This window comes from Epibacterium ulvae (genome assembly GCF_900102795.1).
GTDB classification, from domain to species: Bacteria; Pseudomonadota; Alphaproteobacteria; order Rhodobacterales; family Rhodobacteraceae; genus Epibacterium; species Epibacterium ulvae.
In genome coordinates, this window is the sequence record NZ_FMWG01000017.1 from 23882 (window position 1) to 50411 (window position 26530).

General features: G+C 51.2%; 33 protein-coding genes. 13 read left to right on the top strand and 20 right to left on the bottom strand.

The annotated features are described in order from the left end of the window. The 13 genes from BLP79_RS18055 to BLP79_RS18120 form a co-directional block, all read right to left on the bottom strand. The gene (locus BLP79_RS18055) at window positions 1–2133 is read right to left on the bottom strand and encodes a type IV secretory system conjugative DNA transfer family protein (protein WP_090221094.1); all 2133 of its coding nucleotides are present in this window, start codon (window positions 2131–2133) and stop codon (window positions 1–3) included. Continuing rightward, window positions 2123–3157: a P-type DNA transfer ATPase VirB11 gene (gene virB11 / locus BLP79_RS18060; RefSeq protein ID WP_232716630.1), complete on the bottom strand. Its 1035-nt coding sequence runs from the start codon at window positions 3155–3157 to the stop codon at window positions 2123–2125. The genes BLP79_RS18055 and virB11 overlap by 11 nt, the downstream gene beginning before the upstream one ends. A gap of 6 nt (window positions 3158–3163) precedes the next feature. Beyond that, a complete protein-coding gene (virB10, locus tag BLP79_RS18065) occupies window positions 3164–4306 on the bottom strand; it encodes a type IV secretion system protein VirB10 (protein ID WP_090221095.1) in 1143 nt (380 codons plus the stop codon). Continuing rightward, window positions 4306–5157 carry a P-type conjugative transfer protein VirB9 gene (gene virB9 / locus BLP79_RS18070; protein WP_090221096.1) on the bottom strand — a complete coding sequence of 284 codons (852 nt, stop codon included), beginning with the start codon at window positions 5155–5157 and terminating at the stop codon, window positions 4306–4308. The genes virB10 and virB9 overlap by 1 nt, the downstream gene beginning before the upstream one ends. Beyond that, on the bottom strand, window positions 5154–5837 hold the full coding sequence (locus tag BLP79_RS18075; RefSeq protein WP_090221097.1) for a VirB8 family type IV secretion system protein: 684 nt from the start codon (window positions 5835–5837) through the stop codon (window positions 5154–5156). The genes virB9 and BLP79_RS18075 overlap by 4 nt, the downstream gene beginning before the upstream one ends. Continuing rightward, on the bottom strand, window positions 5824–6012 hold the full coding sequence (locus BLP79_RS18080) for a hypothetical protein (RefSeq protein WP_090221098.1): 189 nt from the start codon (window positions 6010–6012) through the stop codon (window positions 5824–5826). Before BLP79_RS18080 ends, BLP79_RS18075 begins: the two co-directional genes overlap by 14 nt. A gap of 499 nt (window positions 6013–6511) precedes the next feature. Beyond that, window positions 6512–7393 (bottom strand): TrbL/VirB6 family protein, encoded by an 882-nt coding sequence (locus tag BLP79_RS18090; protein WP_090221100.1) that lies wholly within the window; start codon window positions 7391–7393, stop codon window positions 6512–6514. A gap of 9 nt (window positions 7394–7402) precedes the next feature. Then, a complete protein-coding gene (locus BLP79_RS20315; protein WP_090221101.1) occupies window positions 7403–7657 on the bottom strand; it encodes an EexN family lipoprotein in 255 nt (84 codons plus the stop codon). Beyond that, a complete protein-coding gene (locus BLP79_RS18100) occupies window positions 7647–8354 on the bottom strand; it encodes a TrbJ/VirB5 family protein (RefSeq protein ID WP_090221102.1) in 708 nt (235 codons plus the stop codon). Before BLP79_RS18100 ends, BLP79_RS20315 begins: the two co-directional genes overlap by 11 nt. Beyond that, window positions 8351–10711, bottom strand: a complete 2361-nt coding sequence (locus tag BLP79_RS18105) for a VirB4 family type IV secretion/conjugal transfer ATPase (RefSeq protein ID WP_090221103.1) — start codon at window positions 10709–10711, stop codon at window positions 8351–8353. The genes BLP79_RS18100 and BLP79_RS18105 overlap by 4 nt, the downstream gene beginning before the upstream one ends. Then, the gene (locus BLP79_RS18110; RefSeq protein WP_090221104.1) at window positions 10711–11040 is read right to left on the bottom strand and encodes a VirB3 family type IV secretion system protein; all 330 of its coding nucleotides are present in this window, start codon (window positions 11038–11040) and stop codon (window positions 10711–10713) included. Before BLP79_RS18110 ends, BLP79_RS18105 begins: the two co-directional genes overlap by 1 nt. Window positions 11041–11045: 5 nt before the next feature. Continuing rightward, a complete protein-coding gene (locus BLP79_RS18115) occupies window positions 11046–11336 on the bottom strand; it encodes a TrbC/VirB2 family protein (protein ID WP_090221105.1) in 291 nt (96 codons plus the stop codon). A gap of 13 nt (window positions 11337–11349) precedes the next feature. Then, entirely contained in the window at window positions 11350–12501 is a 1152-nt protein-coding gene (locus tag BLP79_RS18120) for a lytic transglycosylase domain-containing protein (protein ID WP_232716632.1), read from the bottom strand. Between the two features lie 282 nt (window positions 12502–12783). On the opposite strand from BLP79_RS18120, the gene BLP79_RS18125 reads away from it, so the two are divergent. The 6 genes from BLP79_RS18125 to BLP79_RS18150 all read left to right on the top strand — a co-directional run bounded on the left by BLP79_RS18125 (window position 12784) and on the right by BLP79_RS18150 (window position 18526). After that, window positions 12784–13548 carry a hypothetical protein gene (locus BLP79_RS18125; protein ID WP_090221106.1) on the top strand — a complete coding sequence of 255 codons (765 nt, stop codon included), beginning with the start codon at window positions 12784–12786 and terminating at the stop codon, window positions 13546–13548. Window positions 13549–13869: 321 nt separating this feature from the next. Continuing rightward, complete coding sequence (gene repC, locus BLP79_RS18130) at window positions 13870–15075, top strand: replication initiation protein RepC (protein ID WP_157844012.1); 1206 nt, start codon at window positions 13870–13872, stop codon at window positions 15073–15075. A 17-nt stretch (window positions 15076–15092) separates the two neighbouring features. Further along, window positions 15093–15452: a hypothetical protein gene (locus BLP79_RS18135; RefSeq protein ID WP_090221108.1), complete on the top strand. Its 360-nt coding sequence runs from the start codon at window positions 15093–15095 to the stop codon at window positions 15450–15452. After that, window positions 15449–16000, top strand: a complete 552-nt coding sequence (locus BLP79_RS19770; RefSeq protein WP_157844013.1) for a thermonuclease family protein — start codon at window positions 15449–15451, stop codon at window positions 15998–16000. Before BLP79_RS18135 ends, BLP79_RS19770 begins: the two co-directional genes overlap by 4 nt. Continuing rightward, window positions 15993–16445 (top strand): DUF192 domain-containing protein, encoded by a 453-nt coding sequence (locus tag BLP79_RS18145; protein ID WP_157844014.1) that lies wholly within the window; start codon window positions 15993–15995, stop codon window positions 16443–16445. The genes BLP79_RS19770 and BLP79_RS18145 overlap by 8 nt, the downstream gene beginning before the upstream one ends. A gap of 398 nt (window positions 16446–16843) precedes the next feature. Beyond that, window positions 16844–18526 carry a hypothetical protein gene (locus BLP79_RS18150; protein WP_090221111.1) on the top strand — a complete coding sequence of 561 codons (1683 nt, stop codon included), beginning with the start codon at window positions 16844–16846 and terminating at the stop codon, window positions 18524–18526. Window positions 18527–18792: 266 nt separating this feature from the next. Here BLP79_RS18150 and BLP79_RS20080 read toward each other — a convergent pair whose 3' ends face one another. After that, complete coding sequence (locus BLP79_RS20080; RefSeq protein ID WP_232716634.1) at window positions 18793–18888, bottom strand: helix-turn-helix domain-containing protein; 96 nt, start codon at window positions 18886–18888, stop codon at window positions 18793–18795. 227 nt (window positions 18889–19115) lie between these two features. Here BLP79_RS20080 and BLP79_RS18160 point away from each other — a divergent pair, with 227 nt between their 5' ends. From BLP79_RS18160 to BLP79_RS18180, 5 genes are all read left to right on the top strand, one after another. Next, entirely contained in the window at window positions 19116–19469 is a 354-nt protein-coding gene (locus BLP79_RS18160) for a hypothetical protein (protein ID WP_090221112.1), read from the top strand. A gap of 64 nt (window positions 19470–19533) precedes the next feature. Continuing rightward, window positions 19534–19815 carry a type II toxin-antitoxin system RelE/ParE family toxin gene (locus BLP79_RS18165; protein ID WP_090221113.1) on the top strand — a complete coding sequence of 94 codons (282 nt, stop codon included), beginning with the start codon at window positions 19534–19536 and terminating at the stop codon, window positions 19813–19815. A gap of 11 nt (window positions 19816–19826) precedes the next feature. After that, window positions 19827–20126, top strand: coding sequence for a HigA family addiction module antitoxin (locus BLP79_RS18170; RefSeq protein ID WP_090221127.1), 300 nt, complete (start codon window positions 19827–19829; stop codon window positions 20124–20126). 370 nt (window positions 20127–20496) lie between these two features. Beyond that, complete coding sequence (locus tag BLP79_RS20320; protein WP_408607967.1) at window positions 20497–20721, top strand: helix-turn-helix domain-containing protein; 225 nt, start codon at window positions 20497–20499, stop codon at window positions 20719–20721. A gap of 89 nt (window positions 20722–20810) precedes the next feature. After that, window positions 20811–21113, top strand: coding sequence for a thermonuclease family protein (locus BLP79_RS18180; protein WP_157844017.1), 303 nt, complete (start codon window positions 20811–20813; stop codon window positions 21111–21113). 406 nt (window positions 21114–21519) lie between these two features. Here the strand turns inward: BLP79_RS18180 and BLP79_RS20325 are convergent, their stop codons facing one another. The 6 genes from BLP79_RS20325 to BLP79_RS18215 form a co-directional block, all read right to left on the bottom strand. Beyond that, a complete protein-coding gene (locus BLP79_RS20325) occupies window positions 21520–21939 on the bottom strand; it encodes a GIY-YIG nuclease family protein (RefSeq protein WP_090221117.1) in 420 nt (139 codons plus the stop codon). After that, window positions 21936–22382 (bottom strand): type II toxin-antitoxin system VapC family toxin, encoded by a 447-nt coding sequence (locus tag BLP79_RS18195; RefSeq protein ID WP_090221118.1) that lies wholly within the window; start codon window positions 22380–22382, stop codon window positions 21936–21938. The genes BLP79_RS20325 and BLP79_RS18195 overlap by 4 nt, the downstream gene beginning before the upstream one ends. After that, on the bottom strand, window positions 22351–22605 hold the full coding sequence (locus tag BLP79_RS18200; RefSeq protein ID WP_090221119.1) for a type II toxin-antitoxin system VapB family antitoxin: 255 nt from the start codon (window positions 22603–22605) through the stop codon (window positions 22351–22353). Before BLP79_RS18200 ends, BLP79_RS18195 begins: the two co-directional genes overlap by 32 nt. Before the next feature lie 187 nt (window positions 22606–22792). After that, window positions 22793–23101, bottom strand: coding sequence for a transposase (locus tag BLP79_RS20085; RefSeq protein ID WP_090221120.1), 309 nt, complete (start codon window positions 23099–23101; stop codon window positions 22793–22795). A gap of 115 nt (window positions 23102–23216) precedes the next feature. Continuing rightward, window positions 23217–24191 carry a serine/threonine dehydratase gene (locus tag BLP79_RS18210; protein WP_090221121.1) on the bottom strand — a complete coding sequence of 325 codons (975 nt, stop codon included), beginning with the start codon at window positions 24189–24191 and terminating at the stop codon, window positions 23217–23219. Further along, window positions 24188–25126, bottom strand: coding sequence for a carbon-nitrogen hydrolase family protein (locus BLP79_RS18215; protein ID WP_090221122.1), 939 nt, complete (start codon window positions 25124–25126; stop codon window positions 24188–24190). Before BLP79_RS18215 ends, BLP79_RS18210 begins: the two co-directional genes overlap by 4 nt. 70 nt (window positions 25127–25196) lie before the next feature. On the opposite strand from BLP79_RS18215, the gene BLP79_RS18220 reads away from it, so the two are divergent. Then, window positions 25197–25916 (top strand): IclR family transcriptional regulator, encoded by a 720-nt coding sequence (locus BLP79_RS18220; protein WP_090221123.1) that lies wholly within the window; start codon window positions 25197–25199, stop codon window positions 25914–25916. Between the two features lie 234 nt (window positions 25917–26150). Further along, window positions 26151–26530: hypothetical protein (locus tag BLP79_RS19870; RefSeq protein ID WP_211477637.1), on the top strand; the 380-nt coding region annotated here is incomplete at its 3' end.

A 26530-nucleotide genomic window follows, 5' to 3' on the forward strand; every position in this document is an offset into this window, starting at 1 on the left:
CTATGCAATGGCAGGGCGTGGAAGATCGACGCCAAGGGACGTAAGCAGCTCCTTTGCACCATCCTGCGACGTGAGCTTTCCCGACTTTTTCAGCGCGGCCAGCTTCTCGCGCGCACTCGAATGATCGAGCTTCAAACGCTCCGGCATGATGCCGCCCGGGTTTGTAATCTCTTCGGTGGTCATTTCGACGCTCGCAGGCTGTCCGGCTGCTACGTTCTCGTCTCTGTACGCTGCCAGGGCCGTGATCCGGGCGAGTTCATCACGAACAGCGGCCAGCTCTTCGCGGGTCTCAGCCTGTTCTTTCCTCAGCACAAGGTTTTCGGCTTCGACCTTAGAAATCTTGCCGTCCAAGGCGTCGGGGGCGATTGACGGGATTTCTGGCGGTGCAATCTTCGACCGCTCCAAAAAGACCTCTTCGGCATAGAACCGCAGCTTGTTTGCCATCACAGGCGGTTGCCCCGCGATAATGACAAGTGCCTTTGACTGATCCATCGCCAACAGCTCTTGCGGCATCATCAGAGATCGTTTTTGTTCGCTGGTGCTGATGGTCGTGCCCTTGTTGTTGGAGAGGTGCTTTGATCGCGATTCACTCTTGCTTTCCATCGCCATCGTGCCGAACCGCTCAGACAAGTTGCGCGCCTCTTTTAGACTTTTCGGAGTGAAAACCACTTCGACACCGGCGTTGTCCATGTACGCCGCCGCTCCATCAGTACCGTAAATGTCGGAGAGCTGGGCGGGCGTCTGGATGATGGTCAGCACCTTCAAGCCGTAACCGGCAAAGTAACCGATACCACGCTTGAAGGACGGCAGTTCGCCCACGGCTGCGAACTCATCCATGCAGAGCAAGACCTTGTGTTTCAGCTCCGGGTTATTCTCGGGCAACTCTTGCATGTTCGCATCAACGCAGGATTGAAAGAACAGGTTGAGCAAGGGGCCGAGTCGACCGAGATTGTTGGGCGTGATGCCAACATAGATCGACATGCGGCGCTTACGAAGGTCTGCAAAGTCGAAATCCGATTCCGATGTGGCCCGGTCAAGCATTGGGTTGGCGAACAGGCCGAGGTTGGCCGTGATAGTGGATTTGACGCTTTCAAAGGTGTTCTCGGACTTCGATATGAAATCCGTAAGCGCGGCCTCAGTCTGCCACGAAAGGGGCCGTCCATCGTCCTTGCGCTTTTTGATCCGATCCTTGAACGTCTTAACAACATCACCGCTTAACGTGAGCTGGCGGAAAATCTCACCCAGGGTAAACGGCAAATCCGGCGTTTCAGCCAGATAACCGCCGACACCGACAAAAGCGGTCTGTGCCGCACGATCAAAGAACGGGTCTTTCGACTGCACCGGAATGAACAGATCAGCCAAGCGCTGCAAATCTTCAATCTGAAAATCGCCGCCCCGACGCACCGTTGAAAGCGGGTTCCATCGGTGCGTTCTGCCGTTCGGTTCAAGCGGATCGAACAGATACACGTCCTGACCGCCGCTCTGGCGGAAGCCAGCCGTCAGCGTCCAGTTTTCTTTCTTAATGTCGAGAACCACCGCCGATCCGGGCCAGTTCAACAGGTTCGGCACAACGACACCCACACCCTTACCAGAGCGTGTAGGCGCGTACAGGAACATGTGTTCCGGCCCGCCATACGTCAGCAGGTTCTTGGGCGTCAGATGGCCCTTGCGAGCGATTTTGACCGCACCACCGTCCTCTACGTGCCGCCCCATCTTATCGACAGGCTTTCCGTAGTTCCGAGAGGGCAGGGGGCCAGTAAAACCGGCGATCAGCCCATTTTTGGAGCGCAGCCCCGCCGACTTAATATCCTTGTCCTCAGCAAAGCGCGCTTTGCCGTGCAGGTCTTGCTTAGGCTTGTTCATCAAAAAGGCGATGATCATACCCAGGGCAGGTACGATCCCAGCATAGCCAGCAATCTTGATCCACCTGCCAGTTTCGCCGTCAAAGCCCCTAGTGATGACCAGCTTAGGATACAGAGCCATACTCGCTATCGGATCGTAAGCAAGCCCCAGCCCGCGACTGAGGACATACCCCGAAATCATCAGAAAGCCGACAGCGGCGACAATCACACACGCGCCGATAAAAGTACCTTTCGCGGCAGGCGACAACTCAGGCCATTTTTCAAGTATCATGCTTGGCTCCTTCGAATTTGCGGGTTGGGTCGAAGAAAATTTCGCTGATGCGGAACCGGCCATCGCTACGCTTGACCTGCACAACCACATCAACCATCTGAAACAGCATTTCCTTAATCTCAGAGCGTTTCAGATCACGTCCGGCCTCGCTTTCCTTGACCAGCAAGGCGAGCTGTTCAAAGGCCAGCATGGCGGAATCTGCGTGGATGGTCGTGATCGAGCCAGAATGCCCGGTGTTGACGTTTCGCAGATAATAGAATGCTTCGGCGTCTCGCAGCTCTTGCAAGAAGATCCGATCAGGCCGCATCCGCAACGAGCTTTCAAGAAGCTGACGAGCTGATAGCTTTGCCTGCCCCTGTCCATCCTTCGAATAGATGAGGCGCACGTTGTTGCGCTGAGGTATGACCAGCTCAACCGTATCTTCAATGGTCAGGAGGCGTTCGTTTTCCGGTATCTCAGGTATAAGAGCCTTTGAAAATGTGGTTTTCCCTGATCCAGTTGAGCCGGATACCAAGATGTTTTTCTTGTTCCGAACAGCGCATTTCAAAAACGCCTTCCAAGACTGTTTTGCATGAAGATCGAGCAGCTTCCGATCCACATCAGACAGCGAGTTGGTCTCGGTAAGAATGTCCTCAAACATTCCCATGTCCTCGTAGTCCTCAAGGGAAAATGTGCGCTCAGCGGGTTTGCGGATCGTGATGCTGACAGTGCCTTGAGGGACAGCCGGAGGTATCACAATCTGGATGCGTTCACCGCCCGGTAGACTGCCCGACAAAATGGGCCGCGTGGCGTCGATAGACTGCTTTGTGAAGGTCGCGGCAGTCGTAGCCAGGCTTTTCAGGTGGTCGAAGGTGAGCGCCGCGATCTGCTCAACCTTCCAGCCGTCATAGGTTTCAACGAAAAGCTCTTGCGGCCTGTTTATGCACAGCTCAATAACGTCTGGCCGGTCTAGGTATTCTTGGATAGGGGCCAAGAAGGAAGCAAGCCCCGCTGGGGCTTGCCGGGGCATGTTTCCATCGTGCATGTTCCGTTACCTCGTTTTCAGTCGGTAGACGTTTGAGAAATCCAGATCGCGGGCGACCATAACGGCGACCTCTTCGCCTTGGTTCTTACGCAAGATGATCGGGACGTTGATCGTGCTTTGCAGCTCCGTTTGAGCAAGACTGCTTACGCCATCGGTCGTGTTTTCAGTGGTGTCTGCGCTGCTTTGGTTGGCGACGTATCCCGCAAGAGCATCGTCGATGATCGACAACATGATAGTGCCGCCAAAACGGGTCCAGAACTGCGTATCAATGTCGCCATCAAAGCCAGCGCGGCCGAGACTATCCGTTCCGCCAGAGTCCAGCGTGACGACAACCCCATTCGGCGTTTCGGCCCGCGTCCAGATCACAAAGAGGCGTTTTGTGCCTCGTTGCAGCCCGCCACGGTATTGCCCGACAATGCGGGTCCCTTTTTCCAAAAGGATGACGGTTCCGGTTGTCGAATAAATGTCATCATTCACCGTACACCGTACCATCCCCGGCTGAGAGGAATCCATTGCGGTGTCAAGCGAACATGGAATTATGGTGCCTTGCGTAATGGTTAGGTGAGGATTAGCCAGAACAGTAGCTAACGAAGTCTCAAGTTTGGTGGCCTGTAAATTTGTGGACAAGCCAGAGTTTTCTTGGCTTTGGCCGCTAGCGGGCGATCCAAACAGTCCATTGCCTTCGGTCGATGTCGCACCAGATTGCGGCACTGAATTGCGAGAGCCTTCAAACGCCATCAGCGGTGCACGTTTTGAGCTTTCAAATAACAGTTCAGCCTCAGTTGGTTCAGCTGGTAATTCAGCTTGTTCGATCCTGATCCGTTCAATTGGTCCGACAGGTCGTTCTTCTACCGGAGCAGCTGCAGAGGGAGCCAGATCCTGCTGGGGGGCAATAATATCGGCAGGCTGGAACTGTCCGCCCGATCTGATACGACGTGTACTTTCGGCAACTTCTTCGACGGGCTGTTCTTCATCAGTCGGCCATTGCAGAAACGCGAGAACACCAAGAAACGCGATGCCAGCCGCGACACCGAGCTTCTTACCCATCTCAACACCGCCGGCCTTGCCTTGGCTTTCAGCAATAGAGGTAATCCCGCGCTCACCGTCTAGTGTTTGCCCATCGGCGGGGCTGTCTTGATCAATTGTCATTAGTTGCTCCCTCCAATGACTTCCCGTTCTACGCGGTGGCTGGTTGTGCTGGTGCTGATAGAGGTGTGACCTTTTCCGACGCCCATATTGTAGATTGCCGTGACCTCGCGTCCGAGGCGCAGACGAATTTCATTGGAAACGCCGTGCACAATGATCTCATTCCCGTGGACGGTCGTATTCGCCAAGCGCTCTTCTCCATCAGTGCCAACCAAGAAAACCGACGGCAGGCGGGTGCTGCGTTTGAAGGTCAGAACGGTCAAGTCGCCGTTGTCAAAGACTTTGGCTGGTTGCTGGCTCCTGGAACCAGCGGCCAGGTACTGCCAGTTCTTTGTGCCCGAATGCGCTACAGACGCAGACAGGCGCGAGCGGGCCGCTTGTTCCTGCGCAGCCTGACGCTGTGCGGCCCGCTCAACCCGACGAGCTTCGGCTTCATCGCGCGGGTAACGGAACCGAATTTGAAAATACACGTCACGATTATTGACCGTAATTTCGCCTTCGCGCGTGATCAGCTCAAATGAATAAGTCCGAGTTGTTCCATCCGCGCGGACTGTGGCAACTTGCACGTTTGATGGTGGGTGAAGCTCCCGAGGTTTCAAATAGAGGATGTTGTTTCGTGGCTTGAATTCCCAAGCAACATTGTCTCCTGCGGCCACATCCAAGATTTCCTCGGATTGGTCGAACACGATCTGAACCGTTGTACGAACCGTACCAATGACGCGTACAACGTCCCACTCATTGTAGTTTACTGACCGAACCCGGCTGTCAGAACTGCTGGGGCTAGGTATGTCCAAAGCAAATGCTGGTGTTGCTGCCAGAAAGGCAGCAGTAACGATTGTGGTTATGCTTTTCATTGCACCACCTCCGGGTCTGTTCGGTAGTTAGGGATGACGAAACCGAGCGGGTTAATTAGCCGGTCTTGCGAGCTGATTTCAGCCGCACTGTCAAACTCATAGTTGATAGTTGCGACCCATTGGCTGCGCCGCTCTAAGTCCTCATCCCCGTGCTTTGTGACCAGATAATAGCGAACCTGCGCTAACCCATCATCGAGAAATGAGACAGAGCGTATCTCAACTTCTGCCTTTGTTTTTCTACCATAGACATACTGTGGGCTGTCAGGGTTTGAGGCGTTGAAATGGGCGGAGAATTCAGCCTGTTCCTCTGTACCGGACATAAGCATTACATGATTGAAGATCACATTACGGGCTGCATATGAATAGCCCTCACGAGTGCGGACATAGAGGGCTAGGAAATACTTCGCTATAGCTTCTTCATAGGCTTCTTGCCCATCCGTCAGCGCGGTCATGACCTCTGGAACGCCGGTCGCCTGATCCACGCGGATCACGAACGGTTCTACCGATTTCAATGGAGCCAATGCAGCAATGGCAAAAACACCAGCACAGGCGATCAGCCCAGAAACACCAGCGACTGCCCAAGCTAGCCGTTTTGAGCGCTGAGCTGCAAGTAGCCTATCTTGGTCAAAGGACCGAGACTCATCCAAGTATTTCCTTAGCTCTTTATCAGTCTGGATCATTGTTCGCCCCATTTCCCTTGACGCCAATCTCAGCTTGCTTGCGTTGCAGCGCCTCTTGGTAGTCCCATTGCGTGGGGTTCAGCGGACGTACCACAGAACCTCGAACATCTGGCAAAGGCGTAGTGGTAGCGCATCCCGCTACGCCGAGCAGGGCGGCTAAGATATATTTTTTCATTGGATTACCTTGATGTACGAATTGCAGCGCTGGATTTGTCTGGCGCTAAAAATCTTAATGTTTCGTCCGCATCGCTATGGTAGAGGCTGGATGAGTTAGTTCCATTGCGTGTTGCATCCAAAACCTTGCTTGAACCTTTGCCCTCACACGTTCATTCATTTTGGCGATTACGAAAGCAGCTTCTGGAACACTTCGATCTGTGAGCGATTTAAGCTCTTGCGACGTCGCTAGTGATTGGACCAGCGGCACCAGAAAGACCTGAGTGACTACCAGAAAGGTCACTATGATGAATGCTGGCAGCTTCATGCCTTGTGTGAAATTGTACGAACCAAGCGCACGTCTCGTCTAAGGTCTTATATTCACCGCTGTAAGCTGAATGGTAAACGCAGCACTCATTAGAATGCATGCTTCCATGTACGCGATACTGAGACCAATGAGCCCGTTTCTTCGCGCATTCTCGTCCATGCATGAGCAGCGAGTTTGATGTGTGTTATGTTGATCATCGTCTTGTTGCGCTCCCACCAGGGTTACCGCCGCCACCGCTCGGAGGCTTGCCCAAACTCCGCTCTACAGCGCGCTGTAACATGCCAGTTGAGGCTTGTGCGCCTGCCGACAATCCAGCAGCTACGGAAGGTATCAGTAGGAAGAAAATTACTCCGCAGGTCAGGCCGATCAGAAAGACAAAGTATGCACCAGTTGCATCTACACCATTGGTCTGAGCTGCTATATTGGCAATTAACCCGACCATCACAACTGCGAGCACGATCACTAACAATTTCACGAGTGCAAAGTTTAGTATCTGTCCAAGCCACGCAAAGAACCAACCACGTGTAGTATCGAACAATGCAAAACAAATGAAGAGTGGACCAACAGCCGCCATAAGAGACAAAAAGAACGTTGTGGCTAGTGATGCTGCCAGCGAAATGCCAGCAAATAATAAAGCATAGCCCATAATGAAGTAATACACGACTTCCCCAATTAACGCACCTGTCCATCCTTCAGCAGCGTGCCGTTCCGCTGCTGCTGACGCGAAAATGTCAGCTTGTCGCATTACCGAGTCACCCGGCACGGTTCCTGATCCGCCAGTGATGCTGTTGACGAACTCAGGGATGCCTTGATTGATGGTGCTACTGACCCATTGGGTATACTCACCAGCGGATGTGACCAAGTTCCAAATGATAGCTAGTTTGATGCCGCGAATAGCGAAATCCAAGATTGGTTCCTGTATGGCTCCTTTCATAATAGCGATGCCGTACAAGATAAGGTACAGGAGCATTGCCGCTGTAAGTGGTGCTGCCAGCGCTCCTGACATGTTGGCCGCTATTGCATCAGTTTGCTGGGTAAATGCACCAATGAGGCTATCATAAAGTTGTTGGATCATTTTACACCTCTAGTCAGTAGAACTGAAAAGCTCCTGAACCGATTGGCTTCTGGTTTTGCGATTTTCCGCCCTTTCGGCCTCAGCGGCATTGACACAATTTGATTCTAATTGCGCACCATCGGTTGTCTCGCACTTTGAAAGTGTTGCCGCCCGCTCGTTCGGGTTGTTGACAAAAAACTCTGCTGTCTTGTTCTCTTCACCTTTACAGGCGCTTAGAAAGGCGACTGAGCCCAACGCAAAGAAGATTAGGGTTCTATTGATCACTAAACATACTCCTGATCGTATCGCTTCTTGCTGTTCGGTTTCGCTCTCGGATTTCTAGATTGCGTTGATCTTCAACTCGCATTTGCGCCTGTTGAAGCATTGCCAATCCTTGAATACGGTTTGTATCGTTTTGGAGCATGGCTGACTCGATCTGCATACGCGCAGTGAGTGCATCGATTTCTTTCTGGGTGGAAGCTCCACCAATCGCCTGACGCAAGCGTTCTAGGCCCGCTAAGCGGCTGTCTGCTGCCTGAACAATACGATCACCGATCGCGGCATCCCGAGCTGACTGCGCGCCTATTCTGTCTAGTTCTTGTCGGTAGAAGTCATCAGCCGTTACATCATCGGTTGTAACGTGCGTATGGTCAAGAACACCCTGTGCAGCACTGGACAGATCGCCAAGTGCATCAATGTTTACCTCCAGGGAGCTAGCAATCTGCATGGCCTCTGGTCCCAGCAATTCACGCACCCTCGGGTCATTCAGAGCTGAGGCAATATCGTGCATGTTAGTGAGGCCGTTGACAGCATCGTAAAGCCGCTTCGCCTCTTCCAGTTCCTGGACCATCTGCGCGATTTCTTGTGCAAATTCTTGTCTGGCATTTGCAATGGCGGCGGCATCAACAACTGGCACGCCTTGTGCGAACGCAGGCTGTGTGAAGGCAATCGCAGAAAGCAGTAAAGTGGCCTTGAGTTTCATGACAGTTCCTTTCGTTTCGTGTGAAAAATGGGAAGCCACTGAGATGGATCAGGATATTGCGCCCTGATGGTGTTCATCAGGTTGGTTTCTTCTGTGCGACCGGAAAGAACAGCAAGGGCGTTGTCCTGGCCACGCAAATCGAGTTCACACACAACCGAGTTGCCGCCTTGCTTGATCAGAAATTGCCCAATCGACAGCTCGTTGCGGACAATCTGATATTCGCGCTGTGTGAGGCCAAATTCCTGCCTCAGCTCGTTTTCGTTGGCTTTTTCGTTAGCAAAGAAAATCTGGCTTGCGCATTGCTCGATAACGGTTCTTGCGATTGGGCTACTCACAACGTCAGAGGTTGACTGTGTGCCAGCAATCACGATGCCATTTTGCTTTCGGATAACCTTGAGCTTATCTTTGACGAAATCCACAAAGAAATCGTCAGCTAGGGCTTTCCAAAACTCATCAATGACAATGGCGATGCGCTGGCCGTTGATGAGCTGTTCTACCCGGTGCATGAGGTACATCATCATCGGGTTGCGAATAGTCGGATCGTCCAAGAACGATGTAATATCAAAGCCAATCAGCTCGTCATCAAAGCCGATTTCATCTTGGTCATTGTCGAACACCCAGGACAAACGGCCTTCATCGGCCCACCTGTCCAGCCGATTGCCAATGTCATCTGAGCCGCCTGAGCCGAAGCCGATCAGCTCGCGTAGTACGGAAACCGAGCGTTGGTCTTGCGGCACATTTCTGAGGCCCGAAATAGCCGCCTCAATCCGGGCGTTGTCATCCGCCGTAAACGGGTGGTACGGATCGGCAAGCATGGCTTTGGTCAGCGCCACAAGAAAGGCTTGGTTAGCGGGTGTCAGATCGAGCGCTTTGAACGGAGCGCAGCCGGTGCGTTCACCAGTCTGTAATGCAAGATATGTGCCGTCAGTCGCGCGCACGAAGATTTCACCGCCGCGATCCTTATCAAACAGAACCCGCTTGACCTTGAGCTTTTCAAGCTGAGAAAGAGCATAGTTGATGACCACTGTTTTACCGGACCCTGACGGCCCGTAGATCGCGGTGTGCCCAAGATCACCAACATGGAAATTCAGATAAAACGAGCTGTCAGCGCTGGTTTTCAGCTTTGCGACTGCCTTACCCCAATGGTTCCCGTCGCGGTGCCCTGTCGGGTAATTGTGGAGTGGTGAAAAAGCCGTGAAATTCCGGCTAGTCATCGGAGCTGGCCGAAGGCGCTTAGAGTGGTTGCCGGGGAGCTGCGCCCAGAACGCGCTTTCGATGCCCAAATCTTCGCGGGCGACAATAGCGCCTGAGTTCGCAAGTAGGTTACTTGCATCCGAAACATGACTGCGCAGCGTTTTCAGATCATCAGCGAACACCAGCAAAGACATGTTGTGTTCGCCCATGACATAGTTGCCGGACATAAGCTCATCACGCGCGTCTTTCAGCTCGTCGGCTTGTGAAACAGCATCGTCGCCCGCATTCCGCATCCGTCCCTCTTTTAGCTTCATGCTCTTGATCGCCTCGGATCGGGCGATGCAACGGAACGACTGCGACAGGATAAACCTAAACGGGGCTGTTAAGAGATCGCCCAGCATGGTTGGACGGGTCCGAGAGGGATACTCATTGACGCCGAACATGGCGCCGAACGTGCTATCTGCCGGGTGGCGGATTTCTAGCGCCTCACGACCGAAAATGACCCGATCCGTGTAGATGGCCGACCCAATAGCTCCATGCACGAGGGGCATCAACTGATAGCGGCCAGTGACGAGTTGGCGCAAAACACTCATCGGCTCCGAGCAGACATAGCCTTGTTCGCTTTTTACGAGACCGAGCCGCCGTACCCCATAACGCGAAAGGTTTTTGGCAAGGACACCGGTTCTATCTTCGAGCTGTTCAAGCAAAGCCTGATCAGCTTCAATCTGGCTCTTTCTGGCTCGTTTTACGCCGGTCGCCAATCGTGATGCAGCTAGGCCTCGCGGCTGCATGTATATGGTGACGTAAATATCGTTGCGATAAAGGCGCTTTCCTTGAATTTGCTCGCGATAGGTCTTGTCCAGCCAGCCGCTAAATTCAGACGAAAACTCGCCATCGGGATAGGCTTGATCCTCGCTTCGGATGATGTGTGTATAGATCATGACATTCTCATCCGCAATGTTGCGGATGTGGTGGTTTAAGCCGTTATGCAGCGAGTTGATGCCGCTCGTATCTGCGGTACGGAACGATGCGCCATCAATCTTGAGCATCTGAAAAGCACCGCGGTTTGTGGTGATAATCGTATGGTCATCGGCATGACGGACGAACGGCAAGTAATCTGTGGCCGTAATTTCCCGTTTTAACAGGCGGCTGCAATGGCTCATCAGTCGATTTCCTCAATTTTGTAAGCTCTTTGAAGCCGGAGCGGAGATGGCGAAGAACCACCCCAATGGGAGCGGTTCCTGCATTTCGCACCTGTATCGAAAAACCTGAAAAGTATTCGAAAGGCGTTCTGATCGCGCTTAACGATGAAGTGTGAAATCACGATCAGAGGAACAGTAAGGACCAAGTAGAAGATGGAATCCCCTATAATCATGGCGAGACCACCGACGAACACGGAGATAAATGCAGCTTCAAGTGGCACCCCGAAAATCATCGCCGGACGTGTCAGGGCTAAATACAGCTTATCTTGGTTCAACTTTTCCTCTTCCATCGCGCTTACGCTGTAATCAGGTCGAGAATTTCGACTGCGGCGAAGATTACGATAATCCCCACGATCACCTGACCGGTACGGCGCATGTCGATGACGTTGAACATGTAAAGCGCGCCCACAATCATGATCGCAATCAAGGCCAAGGGGCGGCGCGCGTTGTTGAACTCAGCGAGGACATTGTTCAGGAAGTCGGTAAACCCCTGTGCAGCGGCAGGCTCAGAGAAGCCAAACAGAAACACCAGTGCAATAGTTAATGGTGCCCTCATCATGTTAGTAACTGCTACGATAGATTTCATGAGGTTGTTCCTTTCAATTGAACACGAGAGCGGACGAGTTTGAGCCTGTTGCGAACACGTCCCATGTCGGGATTGTGTCCTCAGGAGTAGAAGACGATGCAGGTTTTGGTTGGGTGGTGACGAGCGTTTCAATATCTCCGCCCATCACGCGTTCAACGTAGCCGTTTGTAAATCCGCGCGTGAATGTTCCAGTATTATAGGCTGATAGAGCTTGGTGCAGCGCGGTCTGGGGATCTGAACCTTGCTTACGTGCGCGGTCATATCCATCCCTCAAAACCGCTTCTGCAGCTGTCAGGTTCGTGCATGAATCAAAGACGGTTTCAACTGTCAGGTTCAGCCATTCCAGATTGGCGTTATTGATTTGCCCTAAGCCCATGTCGATTGAATGACCTTGAGCGATCAACTTGCGCGCGACCTGTGTCGCTTCTTCACGGTTTTTGGGGCTGTAGCTCTTACGGTTCGCTCCGTTTACGCCTATGGCGAACCGTTTAAAGCCACTTTCAGCTCTTACGATTTTCGCCATGATTTCAGGAGCAACCGAGGGAGCGCAGTTTTCAGCTAGTACGAAAAATGCCTCGGGAGTTATTTTTTCAGCGAAAGCGGTTGAGTGAGAAGAAACAACAACACAGCTACTAGCTGCTAGTAGCTTAATCCACTTCGGGGTTCGCCAGTGATCCAGTAGGTGCCTTAATGCGCCTTTCCCTGCCCTGTTTAACGGTGGAAATCCTGTTATCTTCGTGGACCATGATTTCGCTTCCCTCACCGAATTCTCGGTGATGTTTGAACAACCTAAGCTAAATAGTGAACAGTCGCTTGTTGCGGCCACCCCCATAACCACTCGGGAAGATGTAGGTACATTTGTATCGAAATCTGTTTTATATTCGATAAGCTCGTCAAACCTAATCTTTGGGTTGTAAACTTCGTGTCCTAATTGGTTCAGAGGTTGAAATGTAGAGTCCTGTTTCTTCTTCGAAAAGGCGTACATGATACGCGAGCAGGGCGTCTGCGGATTTGAAAATGCGCTGTTGTCCTGTTTTGACCGAAAGAATGGGTTGCTCATCTCTATCGGGGTAAATGCCCCATAGCTCCCAATGCCAACCTTTTTCGACTGCGACTGGGCGATACTCGAGACATCCGCCTTTTTCGAGGAATAGTGGTACAGCATTACTTATAATCACACGTTGGTTCCACATTGCCTTACCTGTCGTTCGTTGTTGACAGGTGGTGGCTACATTCAAAACAGAAAACTTTCCAAGATAAAAGCTCTTTTTGAAAAAGTTCACATTTTAAAATAGTGGCTAATTTTTGTAGGGTTAGTATTTTACTTTGTATCTTTTCTGATAAATGCGTACTATGTTAAGTGGTATTTTGAAAGGTTTCTCCCGTTAACTTTTTGTTAAGGGATCGTCAAGGAAGCAATTCTCCATATGATTGTATGAGGTGTAATATGAATTTTTTTAAGTGCTTGAAAACACTGGCCGTAAGTACTGCTTTGAGTTTGCCAATATCGACATTTACACCAATAAAAACAGAAGCTTACCAGATTGATTGCGCTATCCTAATTTGCTTAGCTGGTGGTTGGCCATCGTCAGAGGAATGTAGTGCTGCGCGTGCTGAATTTATCCGGCGTATCACGCCATATCCAGTCGAACCTCCATTGCAGATCTGGCGCTGCCCTATGGGAGCGTCCTTTGAACCAACAGAACAAGATACGGGACGTATGCGGCTTCTCAGAGTAATGATGGGTAGAGAAACGCCGCATACACCCGATCAGAGCAAGGTAGCCACCACCACGGTGCCTAGCACTCCAGATACCTTGCTCGATGCGCAGCCCGCCGTTTTTCACAGAAGCGGCGGGACTGCTGCGCCCTTACCTGATAGTTTCCTTCAAAAGATCATGCAAGATGAGGGGCGGGGCGCTGATATTGATATAAGCGGTGCCGAATTTGACTATGTTCGGTCCATTAAGGTGTATCAAATCGACTATCGAACCCGTCTCAACGGTGATGGTGATTGTGATACCTCTGATAGAAGCCGCATTGGCCTCTATGGTGTTCAAGGTGATTATTCTTGGCGTCGCTTCGGTGCGAGAAGCGTGCCGAGCTATATTGCACGCGTGCATTCATGCCCAAGGACAGGACGTGTTCGAGGGGTTGGCGTCGAGTGGCGCGACTATAAAGGTAATCTTGGCTATGAATGGGTCAGATATTAACTAACGCAAATGTTGTGGGCCACTCACAATCTATCACGAGAGATTGCGTTGGTCCATAACGTTCTGTTAGTATCTTTCATAATTCATCCCGGAATCAAACAGGAACAGTCAAACTCGACTAAAAAAGAAAACCCCCGCAAGGCGGACCTTACGAGGGGGATCAAATAGAACCAAAAGAGCGCCAACTCTTAACGGCTAAAAACATTGCTTAGCTTAGGTTTTATCATCCTCCTTACAGTGCAGGCAAGCAAAAAACGCATTCGTGCGAACAGAAAAATTATGTCTGGGTGTCCGTCTCGCTTGATGACAAGTGAGAACAGAATGAACGAGCAGTATTACCCCGCCCTGCCGCAAGGTTGGGAGCGTAGCCAGGTGGAGGCGCTATTGATCGAAATAGCCCCGGCCTTGAAACTTGGGTCAAAACGCTTGACCGCCCTTCTTTACATGATGGGACGGACGAAGCCGAAAGATTGGACTTCTAGCAGTTCAGAGCCGGTCTATTTTGCGCCGCAGACTGAGACAGCTCTAGCATTGGGCAAGACAGATCGCGCATTGCGAAACGACGAACGCGCTCTTGCCAAGGACCATATGCTTATAGACTTACGTTTGAAGGCGAACGGATCGCGGTCCTTCTATGGTCGGTGCGGCATAGTCTTTTCTCGCCTCATCGACATGGTTCCCGCGCTGATCGAGCTGAGGGACAGCTTGAGAGCAGAACGCGAGCGTGTGCGTGAGCTGGTGCAGCTCCGTAGCACTTTCCTGCGCCATATGAAAAAGCGGATTGAAGGAGCATCGCCAGAACTAACCAACAGCACAGATTTCTGGGCCGCGACACAAGCTTTTGAGAACTGGCCCCATACCTCAAAGTTAAGAGGTATGGCATTCAAGGACCTTGAGGCACATATAGACGACTGTCGTGCGCTTTGTCGGCATATCGATGATCTGTACGAAAAGTGTCCTGATTCTTCCGGTCGAGCGGAAGAAAACTTCCGTTCCTTTATACAAGAGGACATTAACGAAAATAATCCTGTAATATGTAATGCAAACATCCACAAAAGGACCTCGGGCAAGCCCTCGGACATTAAATTAAGTGGCTCCGGGCCTATCGGCCCAGAGCATTGCTTAGAAAAAAAGTATGAAGTCGATAGCGAGGCGATCAAGTCCAAGTTTGCCCAAGGATTGAATCCGCACCAACTTTATGAGCTTGCCAGCTCAACCATGCGTTCACGCATCGAGCATCACCGTGGGGATCGTTCGATGGTACGCGAATTGGATGTGATCGAAGCGGCACACGACATGTTGCCCTATCTCGGTATCAATTATCACGCATGGCAGGAAGCAGTGCACCACATGACCAATCTTGGTGCCGCGATTTGCGTATTGTTGCTGGATGCGAACCAAGATCACCCGAAAAACCCGGTTCTAAAACCAGGCGGTGCGTTACGTGGCATGACCAAAAGGTTTCGCGCCGGAAAACTGAACGTGGTTGGTAGCTTGCTGGGCCTGTCCCGGCGCAGGGGTTTTTAAAGGAGGCACATTGCACAATGCGTTTAGCACTTGTTTTTCTGGTCATCGCAACCGTCGAAGCGTCAGCTCATGAAAGCTGCATAGAGCCTTATCGCCCGGATGCTGAGTTTCTGGCAGATGCTGGATACGACGCGCAGGAAATGCGGGAAGAGTTCCGCATCTATTTTTCTGAGGTGGAGGACTACTTGAACTGCCTGAACAATTCCGCAGCCAGGATTCGGCCGGAGGCGACCGCCGCCGCACAGGATTACAATCGTGTTCTGGGTAAACACCCCGTCGAGTCTAGGCAACCTGTTGAGCAAGAGCCTGTCTCGCAACTCGAGCTGAGCGACAGCGGAACGCTGTTCTTGGATTACAATGCGGGGTGGCTGAAATGATCAAGTGGGGCTTAACATTTAAGGCCGGTGGTGCATGTCTGGCGCTCATGGCCGGTTTGCTGTTTGTAACGCCAAACCTTGAACGCCTTGCAGGCGGCAAGGCATATGGCCCCTTTGTGCCCAACATCATTGACGGTGATACCCTGGGCAATGGAACTGAACGGTTCCGGTTGGTGGGCGTGGATGCCTGCGAAATTGGTCAGCCCATTCAGTTTCCAGATCAAGACGGTGAGCTGAATTGCGGATACTTTGCACGTGCTTTTGTTAAGGAATTTATCGGCAATCAGGAAGTTGTTTGCTTCGATCAAGGCGTACGGAGCTATGATAGGATCGTAGCACGATGCTTCGTCGATGCGGCCTGGCCGACGATGCAGACAGACATTGGTGCCTTCGCGATTTATTCCGGCTGGGCTGTTCCGACCGAACACGCGGGGGACCTGTTCAAGATGCGTTATCTCATGGAGTACATGTCGGCCCAATTGGCGCGGCGTGGTGCATGGAACGGGTCAAGCGTACTTCCTGCAGTTTGGCGCGCTGCGAATGGATAGGTACATTCTGGTCACTGTGCTGGCTATAGTCAGTTCAGCAACAAACTTGACCGCTTGCCCGTCAGAGCAAGTGGTTATTGAAACCAGCAAAGGCGCTGTAATCGTGGAAGTTGAGATTGCCGACAACGCCATAGAACGGGCTCAAGGTCTGTCAGGTCGTGATAGTTTAGAACCCGGCAACGGTATGCTTTTTCTGTACAAAAGCCCTCACCGGGCATGGTTTTGGATGAAGGGCGCCAAGATTGCTCTGGATATTATTTTTATTGATCCAGAGGGCACAATTTCAGCGATCAAGCGAAACGTTCAACCGGGAACCTATTGGCCGATTTCAGGCGGGGCTAACACCCTGTCAGTTCTTGAGATTAATGGAGGTGAAGCTGATATCTTTGACATTCAAGCCGGAGATCATGTGTACCCGCTTACGCTAAATTGTGACTTTCCCTAGATGCTCAAGCCGCCCCGAAGCTGCACCCTTCTTGGCCCAACCGCCCCGAACGTGCACAGATAGGGGTTATGAGGAACACAAGGGGAATAAATAGTGTTGTGGCCGTTGACTGCACAACGTACTTACTGACACACTGCGGACCTTGCTGCACCTGCTTGGTTTCCGCTGCGGCTGCGCGGGGTCCTGGAGGACGGGCGGAGAGCGGTCGTTCGCTGCGATAGGTTCATGTGTCCGTTAAGGTGAACCCTTCCTGCTATTTTCGTGCGTCCGCTTCGGTGGAGGCTTGGAACTCAGTATAGGCCGTGCAGCCAGACCTCAGCAAAGCCCACTCGGATCTGGCGATTTTCTTGTCCACAGATTACGAAGATTGAACTGAATAATTCTCTCGGAGGTGGCAATTGGCGGGAGCTCTTAAAGAACTTGAAGATTTTGAAGCTTATGCAGATGCAGAGATCACCAAACTTGCTCTGTGGGGCCAGCCGGTACGCAGCATACTCTCCCTGATATACTTATCGGCTGACGGGCAGTACGTGGGAACGCGCTTCAAGCGGAATGGTCAACGCGATGACGAAGTCGGAACAGCGATGATCACTCGGATGTCTTATGTCTTTCGGCTTTTTCCAAAGTGCCCGCGCGTCACCGGCGCAGACATTGATGACGCTCTAAGCGTTGTCGATGAAAAATTCGGACAAGACATCAAGCAGTTGCTTGGGTATGCTCACTTCTGCGAAGTCATGCCGCTGGCGCGGCGTGGATTTTTCTCTGTAGATCGCCTGCCATCAGCGTTCAAACTGAGCCACCCAAGCAAAGATTTCATGCGGCATGAAGAAAACGACATTCTGATGTCCGAGATGGTCTTACCGCATGACCTTGCACCGCCTCCATATCCTATTGAGAACTGCAAACGTATGGTGAAAGCGTGGCCAAACCTTCCCGGGGATGCACTGAGTGAAGTCCTGAAGGGGGCCTTTGATCACTATATAGGAAACGTTTTTGAGCTTCCACTTCTGAGCGACGATGCCTTCGAAGAGGCGTTTGAATTCTCTAGGGAAGATTTCATCCGTTTTCGCGCTGCGCTGATGGCCTACGCCGATTTTTGCTTGGGTATGGCAGATGCTGCAGAGTTGCTTTCGGCACGCGCGTTCACGCGCCCACGACGGCTTAAACTTCAAAAAGAGGTCCGCGAATGGGCGTCGCCCCTTCTTAATCGAAATCACATCATTGGGATGGCGACCGGTCTGTCCGGGGTCAAGCCCGACACTGCGGAACGCATTGCAGACGTGTTTACCATCGACCTGGACAAACTTGAAGGAACAGGCGCGGGTGAGGGGTTCTTTCCACCTTTCCTCAGATTAAGTGATGCGCTTCTATTTTCTCCGCATGCTGTAAAAAGAACAATGCCCGAGAGGAATCTTCTCTACACAATTGCTCGAACTGACAAGACGAAGCTCAATAACGTCGTCTCCAGTCATCTTGAGCCTGCTCTTCTCGAAGATGCTGCCCAATTCCTTGAATCGCTGCCCGGTGTCGAAGTACGAAAAAATGTGAACTGGGAAAAAGGGGAACTGGATCTTCTTGCATATCACGAAGCTTCTAACTCGGCCTTTCAGGTACAGGCCAAGGCAGGTGTGCCGCCGCAGGGAGCTCGAATGGTGGCTCAGGTCGAGACCCGAACGCTTGAAGCAGTAACGCAGATCAGGCGTTTTCTTGAACTTCGCGCCGAAGAGAGGGATACGATTTGTTCGACCGCCATTGGGCGTAAGGTTTCGGGCGTAGTCTGGAGTAGTGGCGTATTAGTTCGAACATGCCTTGGAACAGAAAGGGCGTGGGATGCTTTAGGAGATTGCGTGCCTCTAAATCTTGTTTTGCTGCGCTCAGCTATAGGCGGTCTTTCTAAAGTCACAGATTTCACATTTGCAAGCATCGGTGAGGCTGTTGAGGCCGAATTGGCGAGCCTACGTGCCGCTGCGGTTCGCGGTTGGGAGCGGAAGAGCTTTACTCTGTTCGGCGAGAAAATCGAACTTCCTCTGCTCAATCTTGATTACGCAAAAATAGTGGCCTTTCGAGATGGGGCGACCTGAATTAACCGAACTCAGCCCATGGTGACATGTGTACAGCGCGGCTCGTAACGCGATCTTCGTCATCGAACGGGAGCTACCGTGCGCTGTCGCTTGCCGTGCTAATAGAAGTGAGCGCGGACCGGACCTTCGACGTGGGTCAATCCAATGTCGTCTGTGGGCCGGTCGAGACAATGCGTGCCCTGCTGCACTTGCGAAGTTGTTCTCCCTGGCCGTAGTCGCTTTGGGCTCACTCGTTGAATCCGCCGCGCCCTGAACGAACGGCGGCTTCAGGTTTCGGCATCAGCGAGCGCCCTGTAGACCGTCATCCTTGAAACCCCTAGATTTCGGGCGATCTGGGCTTTGGGAGTGCCCTCGCGCGCCAATCTTCGGATTTCCCCTCATCATCAACGGATTTTCGCCGCCCCTTGTAGACGCCTTTGCCCTTAGCGGCTTCGATTCCTGCTCGCTGCCTGCTGCGGATGAACTTCAGCTCCATGTCGGCCACCCTTTCTGGAATTGATCATCTGCTTTCATCAGAGGCTTTGCGCCCAGCTTGGTAGGCATGTTCAAGTGCGCGTGCGAACTCGCCACCTAGGTCGCTGTTGTAGCCGTGTTGCTTGCGTTCCCTGCTGCCAACCAAGGCAATTCTGGAAAACTCTTTGAAGATCTTCTTTCTGGTTTCTTTGTCTGCTTCTTCGACGGGGACCGTCGAAACAAATGCATGCTGATGTTCCTGGCTAAACCAGTTCTCGCGTTTTGTGATCCTCCATTCGCGCCAGCGCTTACAAGCCCTGACTTAGCCCGCGAATATCGTGAAGAGTTTAAACAAGACTTTGAGCGATATTTCTCAGAAGCTCAGGCTTATCTCTTGTGCATTGAGGAAGAAAAAGCGTCTGTTATGGAGGAAGTTAGGCAAACCGTACAACGCTACGACCGGTTTTTGAACGACAGTGAAAAATGGTAAGTTTTGTACTCAATGTGGATACTTTTTTCTTGCTATTTGTACTCATATTGGGTACATTACTCCTATGATTAAGAGCATATATGGCAAGACGATCAAGAAGCTGATCGAAGGTAAAGCAGGTAAAGGGTTTCCCCCTGATCTGGTGAGACGGGCAGAACGAAAGATTGCTCAGCTAGACGCTGCACAGTCCTTGAATGATCTGCGGATACCGCCATCAAACCAGCTCGAAATTTTGGTTGGTGATCGAAAAGGGCAATATTCTATTCGGATCAACCAGCAATGGCGGCTTTGTTTTCGTTGGGACGGCAACGACGCTTATGATGCAGAAATCGTAGACTATCATTGATGGAGAACGACATGGTTATTCTTAGAAATCCGGTTCACCCCGGAGAGGTCTTGAAAGAGGATTTTCTGGATGAATACGATATGAGCGCTGGAAAGCTCGCACAGAATCTTAAAGTGTCACGTAATCGGATTGAAAGACTTGTTCGGGCAGAGCGAGGAATGTCGCCAGATACCGCGATGCGCTTGTCAAAACTGTTCGGGACTACACCAGAGTTCTGGCTCAACCTACAACGCGGATATGACTTGGCTATGGCTGCTCAGGACCCAGCGCTTGCTGATGATCTGAATGAAATTTTACCGCTGGCCAGCTAGTCACAACATATAATCATGATAAAGTAGCTTTTAAAGCTACTTTATCCTTGCGAATTGTAGCTCTATGAGCTATTTTAAATTTGTGGACGGGGCGGATATTCCGCCACCGCCACTTAACCAAGGAGGAAAGGATGAAACTTCAAATCATCGCAATCCTTCTTCAGCTCCTGTTTGGGATCTTGTTTACAATAAACATGATCCATCACTGGTAAGCTGAAGGCCCTACCTCGGCTGCAACCGGGGTAGGTGCCTTGGCAATATAGCATTGGAGGTGTTAAATGTCTACTTCACGCAAGCTCTACTATGTGTCGATTGCCCTTTCCATTGTGGGTATTGGCCTTGTCGTCATCGAGCGGGCACATCATGGTTGGTGGCCCTTTTGAGCGGGTTTGATTTAAGTCCTGATGAAATCAAAGCGGCGCGCAAAAAGCTTGGTCTATCTCAAGAGCAAATGGCTTTATACACTGGCTATGCAAGTAAGTTTCGCATTTCAGAGATTGAGCGTGGAGTAAAGCCAGCCAGTGCAGCATGTTGCCGACTGATCGTTGCATATCTGGCGGGGTATCGGCCTGCGGATTGGCCAAGCACATGTTGAAGTCTTTTTCCTTTTGGGCCTGCCTTGCTGCAAGCTGCGCTATAAGTTCAGCGTCTTTCAGTGCGCCAGTGCGGCCCCAAGACGTTTATGTGATTGATGGTGATACCATTGACGTTGAGGGGCAAAGATACCGCTTGGTTGGGTTCGATACCCCAGAAACTTGGAAGCCCAAATGTAATTTTGAATTGCAATTGGGCAAGCAGGCAACTGCGAGATTGCGCACTTTAGTTACATCTGGCCAAATCCTAGAAATTAATATTTTACCGGGAAAAGATAAGTATGGGAGAGGGCTGGCCAAGCTTTTGGTTGGGGGAGCCGATGTAGGAGATATTCTGCGTGATGAAGGTTTAGCCAGGTCATATACCGGTGGTAAACGACAGGAGTGGTGCTGAGATTTATAATCGGGGTTATGGTAAAAATTGGAAAACGCCCAATGCATATAATCGTCAAGATTTTTTTATTGTGAATTTATCACTGCGAACTCCAACTGTCCAAAAGCTGCTTTATCGGTTAGCACAGTTTTGCTAATTCACGGTGCGCGGAATTGAGCTCGTCCCGGTACGTTATCGCTTTGGCGACAGTTCCAACGATTACACCCATTAGAACGAAGATCTGCAGTGTATGTGGTCCTGTTCCAACATCAAAGAAATCTGCGACCGTGCACAAAAAGATGAGTATCACTGAAAGCAGCGCCCCAGTCGCGAAGACAACTCTAGCTTTTTTGAACCTGCGTATATCGTCTTGTAGCTTTTCAATTCTATAATTCATATTGATGAAACAACTTTCTTTTGACTGTTGTTATGAACGAGAAAACGTCCCTAATGCCTTGAACTTACGAGGAAGTACCCCTTTCGGCCAAGACAGTTTGAGCTTTGATATTAGCATAATCCTCTGGGACGATCTAAACAGATTTGTAGCAATATCTTCAATCGTTTCTTTTGGGCGCAAGTGAAACCATTCCGTGCCAAGGTGACTGCGTTTACGAAATGGATTACGCCGTAAACGTCTCAACAAGAGCGCTTCACATTTCCTAGCCCAAGGCATTGATACAGTTGAAACAATTTTCATGTCTTTGCCAGAAAACCTGTTAAGCTCAGCGCGGCGTTCTGTCGTTTTTCGTGTTGTAAAACCTACTTTGAAGAGATCAGGATTTTGACGTGATTGCATTAAATATACCGTCCCACGCGGGCATTTCTTAAATCTAAACCAAGGTATCATGCTAAATCGGTGTGTTTGAAATCGTTACCCTTATACAGCAAAGGCTGGTGGTGGGCTTTGGCGCAAGCGTATGACAATGCATCGCCTAGGTTCAGCTTTGCTGGGTGCCCTGCGACTTTGCCATACTTGGCTAACGCACCACAGGCGGCTTTGCCTGTGCTTTCCGTAATATGGACTTCCCGAATTTTCGCAGAGTGGAAGAACTCTGCCACGAGCTGACCAGCGACGTCAAAGTCCTCGGTGGTCATATGCGTTTCGCCACGTTGCTCTTTGCGTGTTCTCGCAAGTGCAAGTGTTGCCTCCATACGCACGATTGGCGATGCGATCAGCTTCCCCTCACGCAAACCCATGGCCTTCAATAACGCTTGGGATTCTGGCTCACCTTTGATCACAGCGACCACAGCACTGGCGTCAATGAACATCAGGTTCGTCCCACGCTTCATCCATCAAGCCCTTGTCGTCCACACCATCTGCTACAATGCCGTGTTGAGCAGCTTTTTCTTGGATCTTTGCAACCTTATCGGAGAGGCTTTCCTTGGCGCTGTGAGCCTCAATAAACGCTTGCAATGCTTCCTTAACCAAAGCTGTTTTGTTCGTCCTGCCAGTTATTTTGAGAGCCTTATTGGCCAAATCGTTGACTTGATCATCTCGTATGTAGAGGGCCATTGTATATCTCCATATTATATACTGAATATACAATATGGGATATACATCTGCAAGAGGATGAATATCCCCTTGTCATGGTTTTGCGGCAGGTTCTCCACGCTTTCGCCGACAGGCTGATAATAAAGCCGCGACCGCGACAGCTGCAACAGTTCGCACTGTTTACGAAGGCTCAACTTGTGATCCCGACTCACCACTTTTTGCCTCGCGTCCCGAGCAGTTGATGCGAGGCTTCGGCTAAAAAATCCCGTTCCACCAACAACTGGCCAATCTTCGAATGCAGCTTGTCGACATCGGCGGCGCTAACCTGCTCTGGGCCTGCACCACGGCGCGTAAATGCCGTCGCCATGTTCCCTATCGCGGCGCGTTTCCAAGTCCCGATTTGGGTCGGATGCACGCCGTACTTCTTCGACAGTTCAGCAAGCGTCATCTCCTCGCGGATCGCTTCAAGCGCAACCTTGGCCTTAAATTCAGGTGAATGGTTCTTTCGTTTCTTCATCTTGGATCACGTCCTTCGTCATGCGATCCAACTTAAACGCTGGCCCAAATTTCCGCGACCACCTCTGCCATGCTCAAGCCGGTGAGCAAGAACAACACGTAGAGATGAGGGTCGATCATTTTTTATCCACATCGCGATCCGATGCAGGCGATCCGGATGCGGCCTGGATCTGCCCTAAATCTACATTCGCACCGCAGATCAGTACCCCGATTTTCTGCCCTTCGATCCGTTCGTCGGGAAGAGACCTAAGATATGCAATCGGCACAGCCGCAGCCGGTTCGACGACGAGGCGGAGTTCATTCCACAAGTCTCGTTGTGCCTGTCGGATATCATCTTCAGATACCAGACCTGAGACGATGTAGCTTTGCTTTAGGATTTCAAAACCAACTTCACCAACTCGCCGACACCCCAACGCATCAGCGGCAATGCCGCCGGTTTCCACATCAATCGGTTTGCCCGCAGACAAGGCGAAGTTCAGAGATGGCGCGAGTTCGGGTTCAGCACAAAAGATCGGTATACGGCCCTCGAACCATGAAGCTAATCCCGCCGCCAATCCGCCGCCGCCAACCGAAAGCGCAATCGCGTCCAACTCAGGAACTTGCGCCTCACACTCAAGACCAATTGTTCCTTGCCCCAAAATTGTTTCAGGAGTTTCGAAGGCCTCAATCATCTGAAGGTTATCCGTTTTTGAGAATTCGAACGCAGCCGCCCTTGCTTCCACATAGGTGTCACCTTCGACAGTAACTTTGGCCCCCAGAGCCTGAAGCCGGGACACCTTAGCAGGGGAAGCGATCGTCGGCACAAATATCTGGGCAGGCACCCCTAGGCGGTTTGCTATTGTAGCAACAGCAATTCCATGGTTTCCGCCTGAGGCTGCGACCAGACCACCGTTGTTGCGCTTCCTTGCAGACAAAGCCGCATTTGCAGCACCTCTGATTTTGAAAGACCCCGAAATCTGGTGGTTTTCCAACTTCAGACAGAGCGTAGAGTTGATCCCCAAAGCACCTGGCTCCAGTTGGAGAACCGGGGTAAGGCGAATGTTGCTGGAAATACGGTCCGCAGCATCGCGGATTGCGGCTCGATTGATCATGATGGGGCTCCATAGACAACGGATTTTTGAGCACGCGTATCAAGGTGTAGTTGAAACAAGTCCGGTCGCGCATAGTGCCCGGTTACGTCAAAATCGAACTTTCCGCGTGTAATCTGATCCATATCAAGATCTGCCGTAAGGAGACCTTCTGCATCCAGTAGCGGCTCCGCCAGGAAGTTGCCAAAAGGGTCAATGATGCAGCTTCGACCGCGACAAATCCAATCGTCTGAGGCAGCGTCAACAAAATGATCGGCGACACCTTCGGGAATGTCTCGATGCATGAGCGCTTGGCACGCAGATAGAACGAAACAGCGCCCTTCGATTGCAATATGACGCATGGAGGCGATCCAACATTCACGCTCATCCAGCGTTGGTGCACAGTAAATCTGAGGGTTCAGGCCATATGTCGCCGCCCTGAGCAATGGCATATAGTTTTCCCAGCAGATGACCGAAGCAACACGACCGGCATCGGTATCGTATGCTCGCAAATCTGATAGGTCACCAAACCCCCAGGTTAACCTTTCCGCTCCGGTCGGCATTAACTTGCGACGGCGACCAAGGTAACGGCCCGTTTCATCGAAATGAGCAACAGTGCAGTACAAAGTGCCACCGTCCCTCTCTATGATGCCGATCACGATTGCGATGCTGTTTTCTCTTGCGATTTTTGAGAGCTGGTCGGTGACAGGACCAGGCATCTCACAGGCACTTTCATAATACCTTCGGTACAGTTCACGGCCCTCTTGAGTTCGACCACCAACATATGAACCGAAAAGAGAACCCTTGGGGTATGCTGCAATCATTGCCTCTGGAAACAACACCAGCTTTGCGTCTTGTTGGCTGGCGCGTTTTGACCATTCGGCGACCCTCTCAAGGGAGCGGTTTACATCGAAAAGTACGGGTGCCGTCTGTGCGATAGCCACGCGGGTAGTTGTCATTTGCTTAACCCTATTGTATTAGTAATGGACGAATCTGTATCAATTTAGAGCATACTTACGAGGAGGCGAAGTGGACAAGCCCAAAATTGCCCAAGGCACGACGATTTCGAGCGTCGATCATGCGATCAAACTCATTGAAGTGTTGGCTGAAAGAGGCAGTGCTACCGTTTCAGAAATTGCACAGGAAACCAGCCTGCCGAGACCGACCATCTACCGCTTGCTGAATACGTTGGCGCAACGGGACATCACGGGTTCAGAGCAAAAAAAACACCATTTAACCCTACGACTGTATGAGCTGGCGGTGACAGCGCGATCCACGGATCGGCTGCTGATGCGGGCTCACCCCATCCTTGAACGCATTGTTTCAGCCACCGGTTTGACGGCACATTTTGCTGTTCTCGACGACGATGCGGCTGCTTTCGTTGCCAAGAAAGACGGTCCAGGGGCCAGAACAATGGCCAGCCGCGTCGGTTGGCGTGGTCCTTTGCATTGTACTGCGGTTGGGAAAGCTCTGATGGCCGAAACCCGGATACCTGAAAACTTAAAGCTGCCAAAGCACACAGAAAGAACGATTGTCGATTTTGATGCCTTGGTTAGCGCACTGGATACAATACGCCGCCAAGGATTTTCTGTTGATGACGAAGAACTGCTCACGGGCCTGAGATGTGTTGCTGTTGCTTGGCGCGATGGTGAAACCCTGCTCGGCGCAATTTCCGTTTCAGGGCGGACAGAAGAAATTGGAAAACCCAATGAAACGGCAAGAATTCTTATGGAACTGTTGGAGAATTGAAACCGGAATACCGTCTACACCGCAATTCAAGAGGAAAGCTGCCGTTCGCTCACCTTGCAGCATTTGTAATTCTGGGCTCAGAGTCAGATTTCGCCGCGCATGGGACGAAGGTCCGCAGACCGGAAAAGTGCCAAACTTTGAAAATCCCGTTTTCTGCGCTGAGTTGACATTGAACCTTCCAATGTAGCTGTGTCACTCTGACTCAAAGCAGTTCCAAGAAGGGTGCAGAAAGTGATGTCAATAGGTGATTTGCTCGGTGTTTTGGGCTATTTTGAGAATTTGATAGAGAAACTAGACGCAAGGGCGAACACACAGTCAGCAATGGATATACGTAAAATTCTTCACGTATTGCACTTTTCTGATGAGACGATACTCGATCTTAAAACATTGGTTCAACCAAATATAGAACAGGATGAGCGAGAACATATAGCTGGTAAATTAAGTGTATCGCTTCGGGATTCCCGTTCCAAAGTCGAAAACGGCCTAGAAATACTCCAAGAAATCGGTGACCAAACTAATCTCAGTGTCGAAGGCAAACGCCTTGTCAGAATTATATTGATTGGGAAATACGACATACGATCCGCCGTCGCATCTCAATTGATGCGGTGCGTAAC

Coding starts and splice junctions, on each gene's coding strand:
- BLP79_RS18125 (WP_090221106.1), top strand. CDS start 12,784: ATGAATTTTTTTAAGTGCTTGAAAACACTGGCCGTAAGTACTGCTTTG.
- BLP79_RS18135 (WP_090221108.1), top strand. CDS start 15,093: ATGCGTTTAGCACTTGTTTTTCTGGTCATCGCAACCGTCGAAGCGTCA.
- BLP79_RS18090 (WP_090221100.1), bottom strand. CDS start 7,393: ATGATCCAACAACTTTATGATAGCCTCATTGGTGCATTTACCCAGCAA.
- repC (WP_157844012.1), top strand. CDS start 13,870: ATGAACGAGCAGTATTACCCCGCCCTGCCGCAAGGTTGGGAGCGTAGC.
- BLP79_RS18210 (WP_090221121.1), bottom strand. CDS start 24,191: ATGATCAATCGAGCCGCAATCCGCGATGCTGCGGACCGTATTTCCAGC.
- BLP79_RS18195 (WP_090221118.1), bottom strand. CDS start 22,382: ATGAAGCGTGGGACGAACCTGATGTTCATTGACGCCAGTGCTGTGGTC.
- virB11 (WP_232716630.1), bottom strand. CDS start 3,157: ATGCACGATGGAAACATGCCCCGGCAAGCCCCAGCGGGGCTTGCTTCC.
- BLP79_RS18215 (WP_090221122.1), bottom strand. CDS start 25,126: ATGACAACTACCCGCGTGGCTATCGCACAGACGGCACCCGTACTTTTC.
- BLP79_RS20325 (WP_090221117.1), bottom strand. CDS start 21,939: ATGATACCTTGGTTTAGATTTAAGAAATGCCCGCGTGGGACGGTATAT.
- virB9 (WP_090221096.1), bottom strand. CDS start 5,157: ATGAAAAGCATAACCACAATCGTTACTGCTGCCTTTCTGGCAGCAACA.
- BLP79_RS20085 (WP_090221120.1), bottom strand. CDS start 23,101: ATGAAGAAACGAAAGAACCATTCACCTGAATTTAAGGCCAAGGTTGCG.
- BLP79_RS19770 (WP_157844013.1), top strand. CDS start 15,449: ATGATCAAGTGGGGCTTAACATTTAAGGCCGGTGGTGCATGTCTGGCG.
- BLP79_RS18105 (WP_090221103.1), bottom strand. CDS start 10,711: ATGAGCCATTGCAGCCGCCTGTTAAAACGGGAAATTACGGCCACAGAT.
- BLP79_RS18115 (WP_090221105.1), bottom strand. CDS start 11,336: ATGAAATCTATCGTAGCAGTTACTAACATGATGAGGGCACCATTAACT.
- BLP79_RS18120 (WP_232716632.1), bottom strand. CDS start 12,501: ATGCTGTACCACTATTCCTCGAAAAAGGCGGATGTCTCGAGTATCGCC.
- BLP79_RS18170 (WP_090221127.1), top strand. CDS start 19,827: ATGGTTATTCTTAGAAATCCGGTTCACCCCGGAGAGGTCTTGAAAGAG.
- BLP79_RS18110 (WP_090221104.1), bottom strand. CDS start 11,040: ATGGAAGAGGAAAAGTTGAACCAAGATAAGCTGTATTTAGCCCTGACA.
- BLP79_RS18100 (WP_090221102.1), bottom strand. CDS start 8,354: ATGAAACTCAAGGCCACTTTACTGCTTTCTGCGATTGCCTTCACACAG.
- BLP79_RS18200 (WP_090221119.1), bottom strand. CDS start 22,605: ATGGCCCTCTACATACGAGATGATCAAGTCAACGATTTGGCCAATAAG.
- BLP79_RS18165 (WP_090221113.1), top strand. CDS start 19,534: ATGATTAAGAGCATATATGGCAAGACGATCAAGAAGCTGATCGAAGGT.
- virB10 (WP_090221095.1), bottom strand. CDS start 4,306: ATGACAATTGATCAAGACAGCCCCGCCGATGGGCAAACACTAGACGGT.
- BLP79_RS18055 (WP_090221094.1), bottom strand. CDS start 2,133: ATGATACTTGAAAAATGGCCTGAGTTGTCGCCTGCCGCGAAAGGTACT.
- BLP79_RS18145 (WP_157844014.1), top strand. CDS start 15,993: ATGGATAGGTACATTCTGGTCACTGTGCTGGCTATAGTCAGTTCAGCA.
- BLP79_RS18080 (WP_090221098.1), bottom strand. CDS start 6,012: ATGAAAAAATATATCTTAGCCGCCCTGCTCGGCGTAGCGGGATGCGCT.
- BLP79_RS18075 (WP_090221097.1), bottom strand. CDS start 5,837: ATGATCCAGACTGATAAAGAGCTAAGGAAATACTTGGATGAGTCTCGG.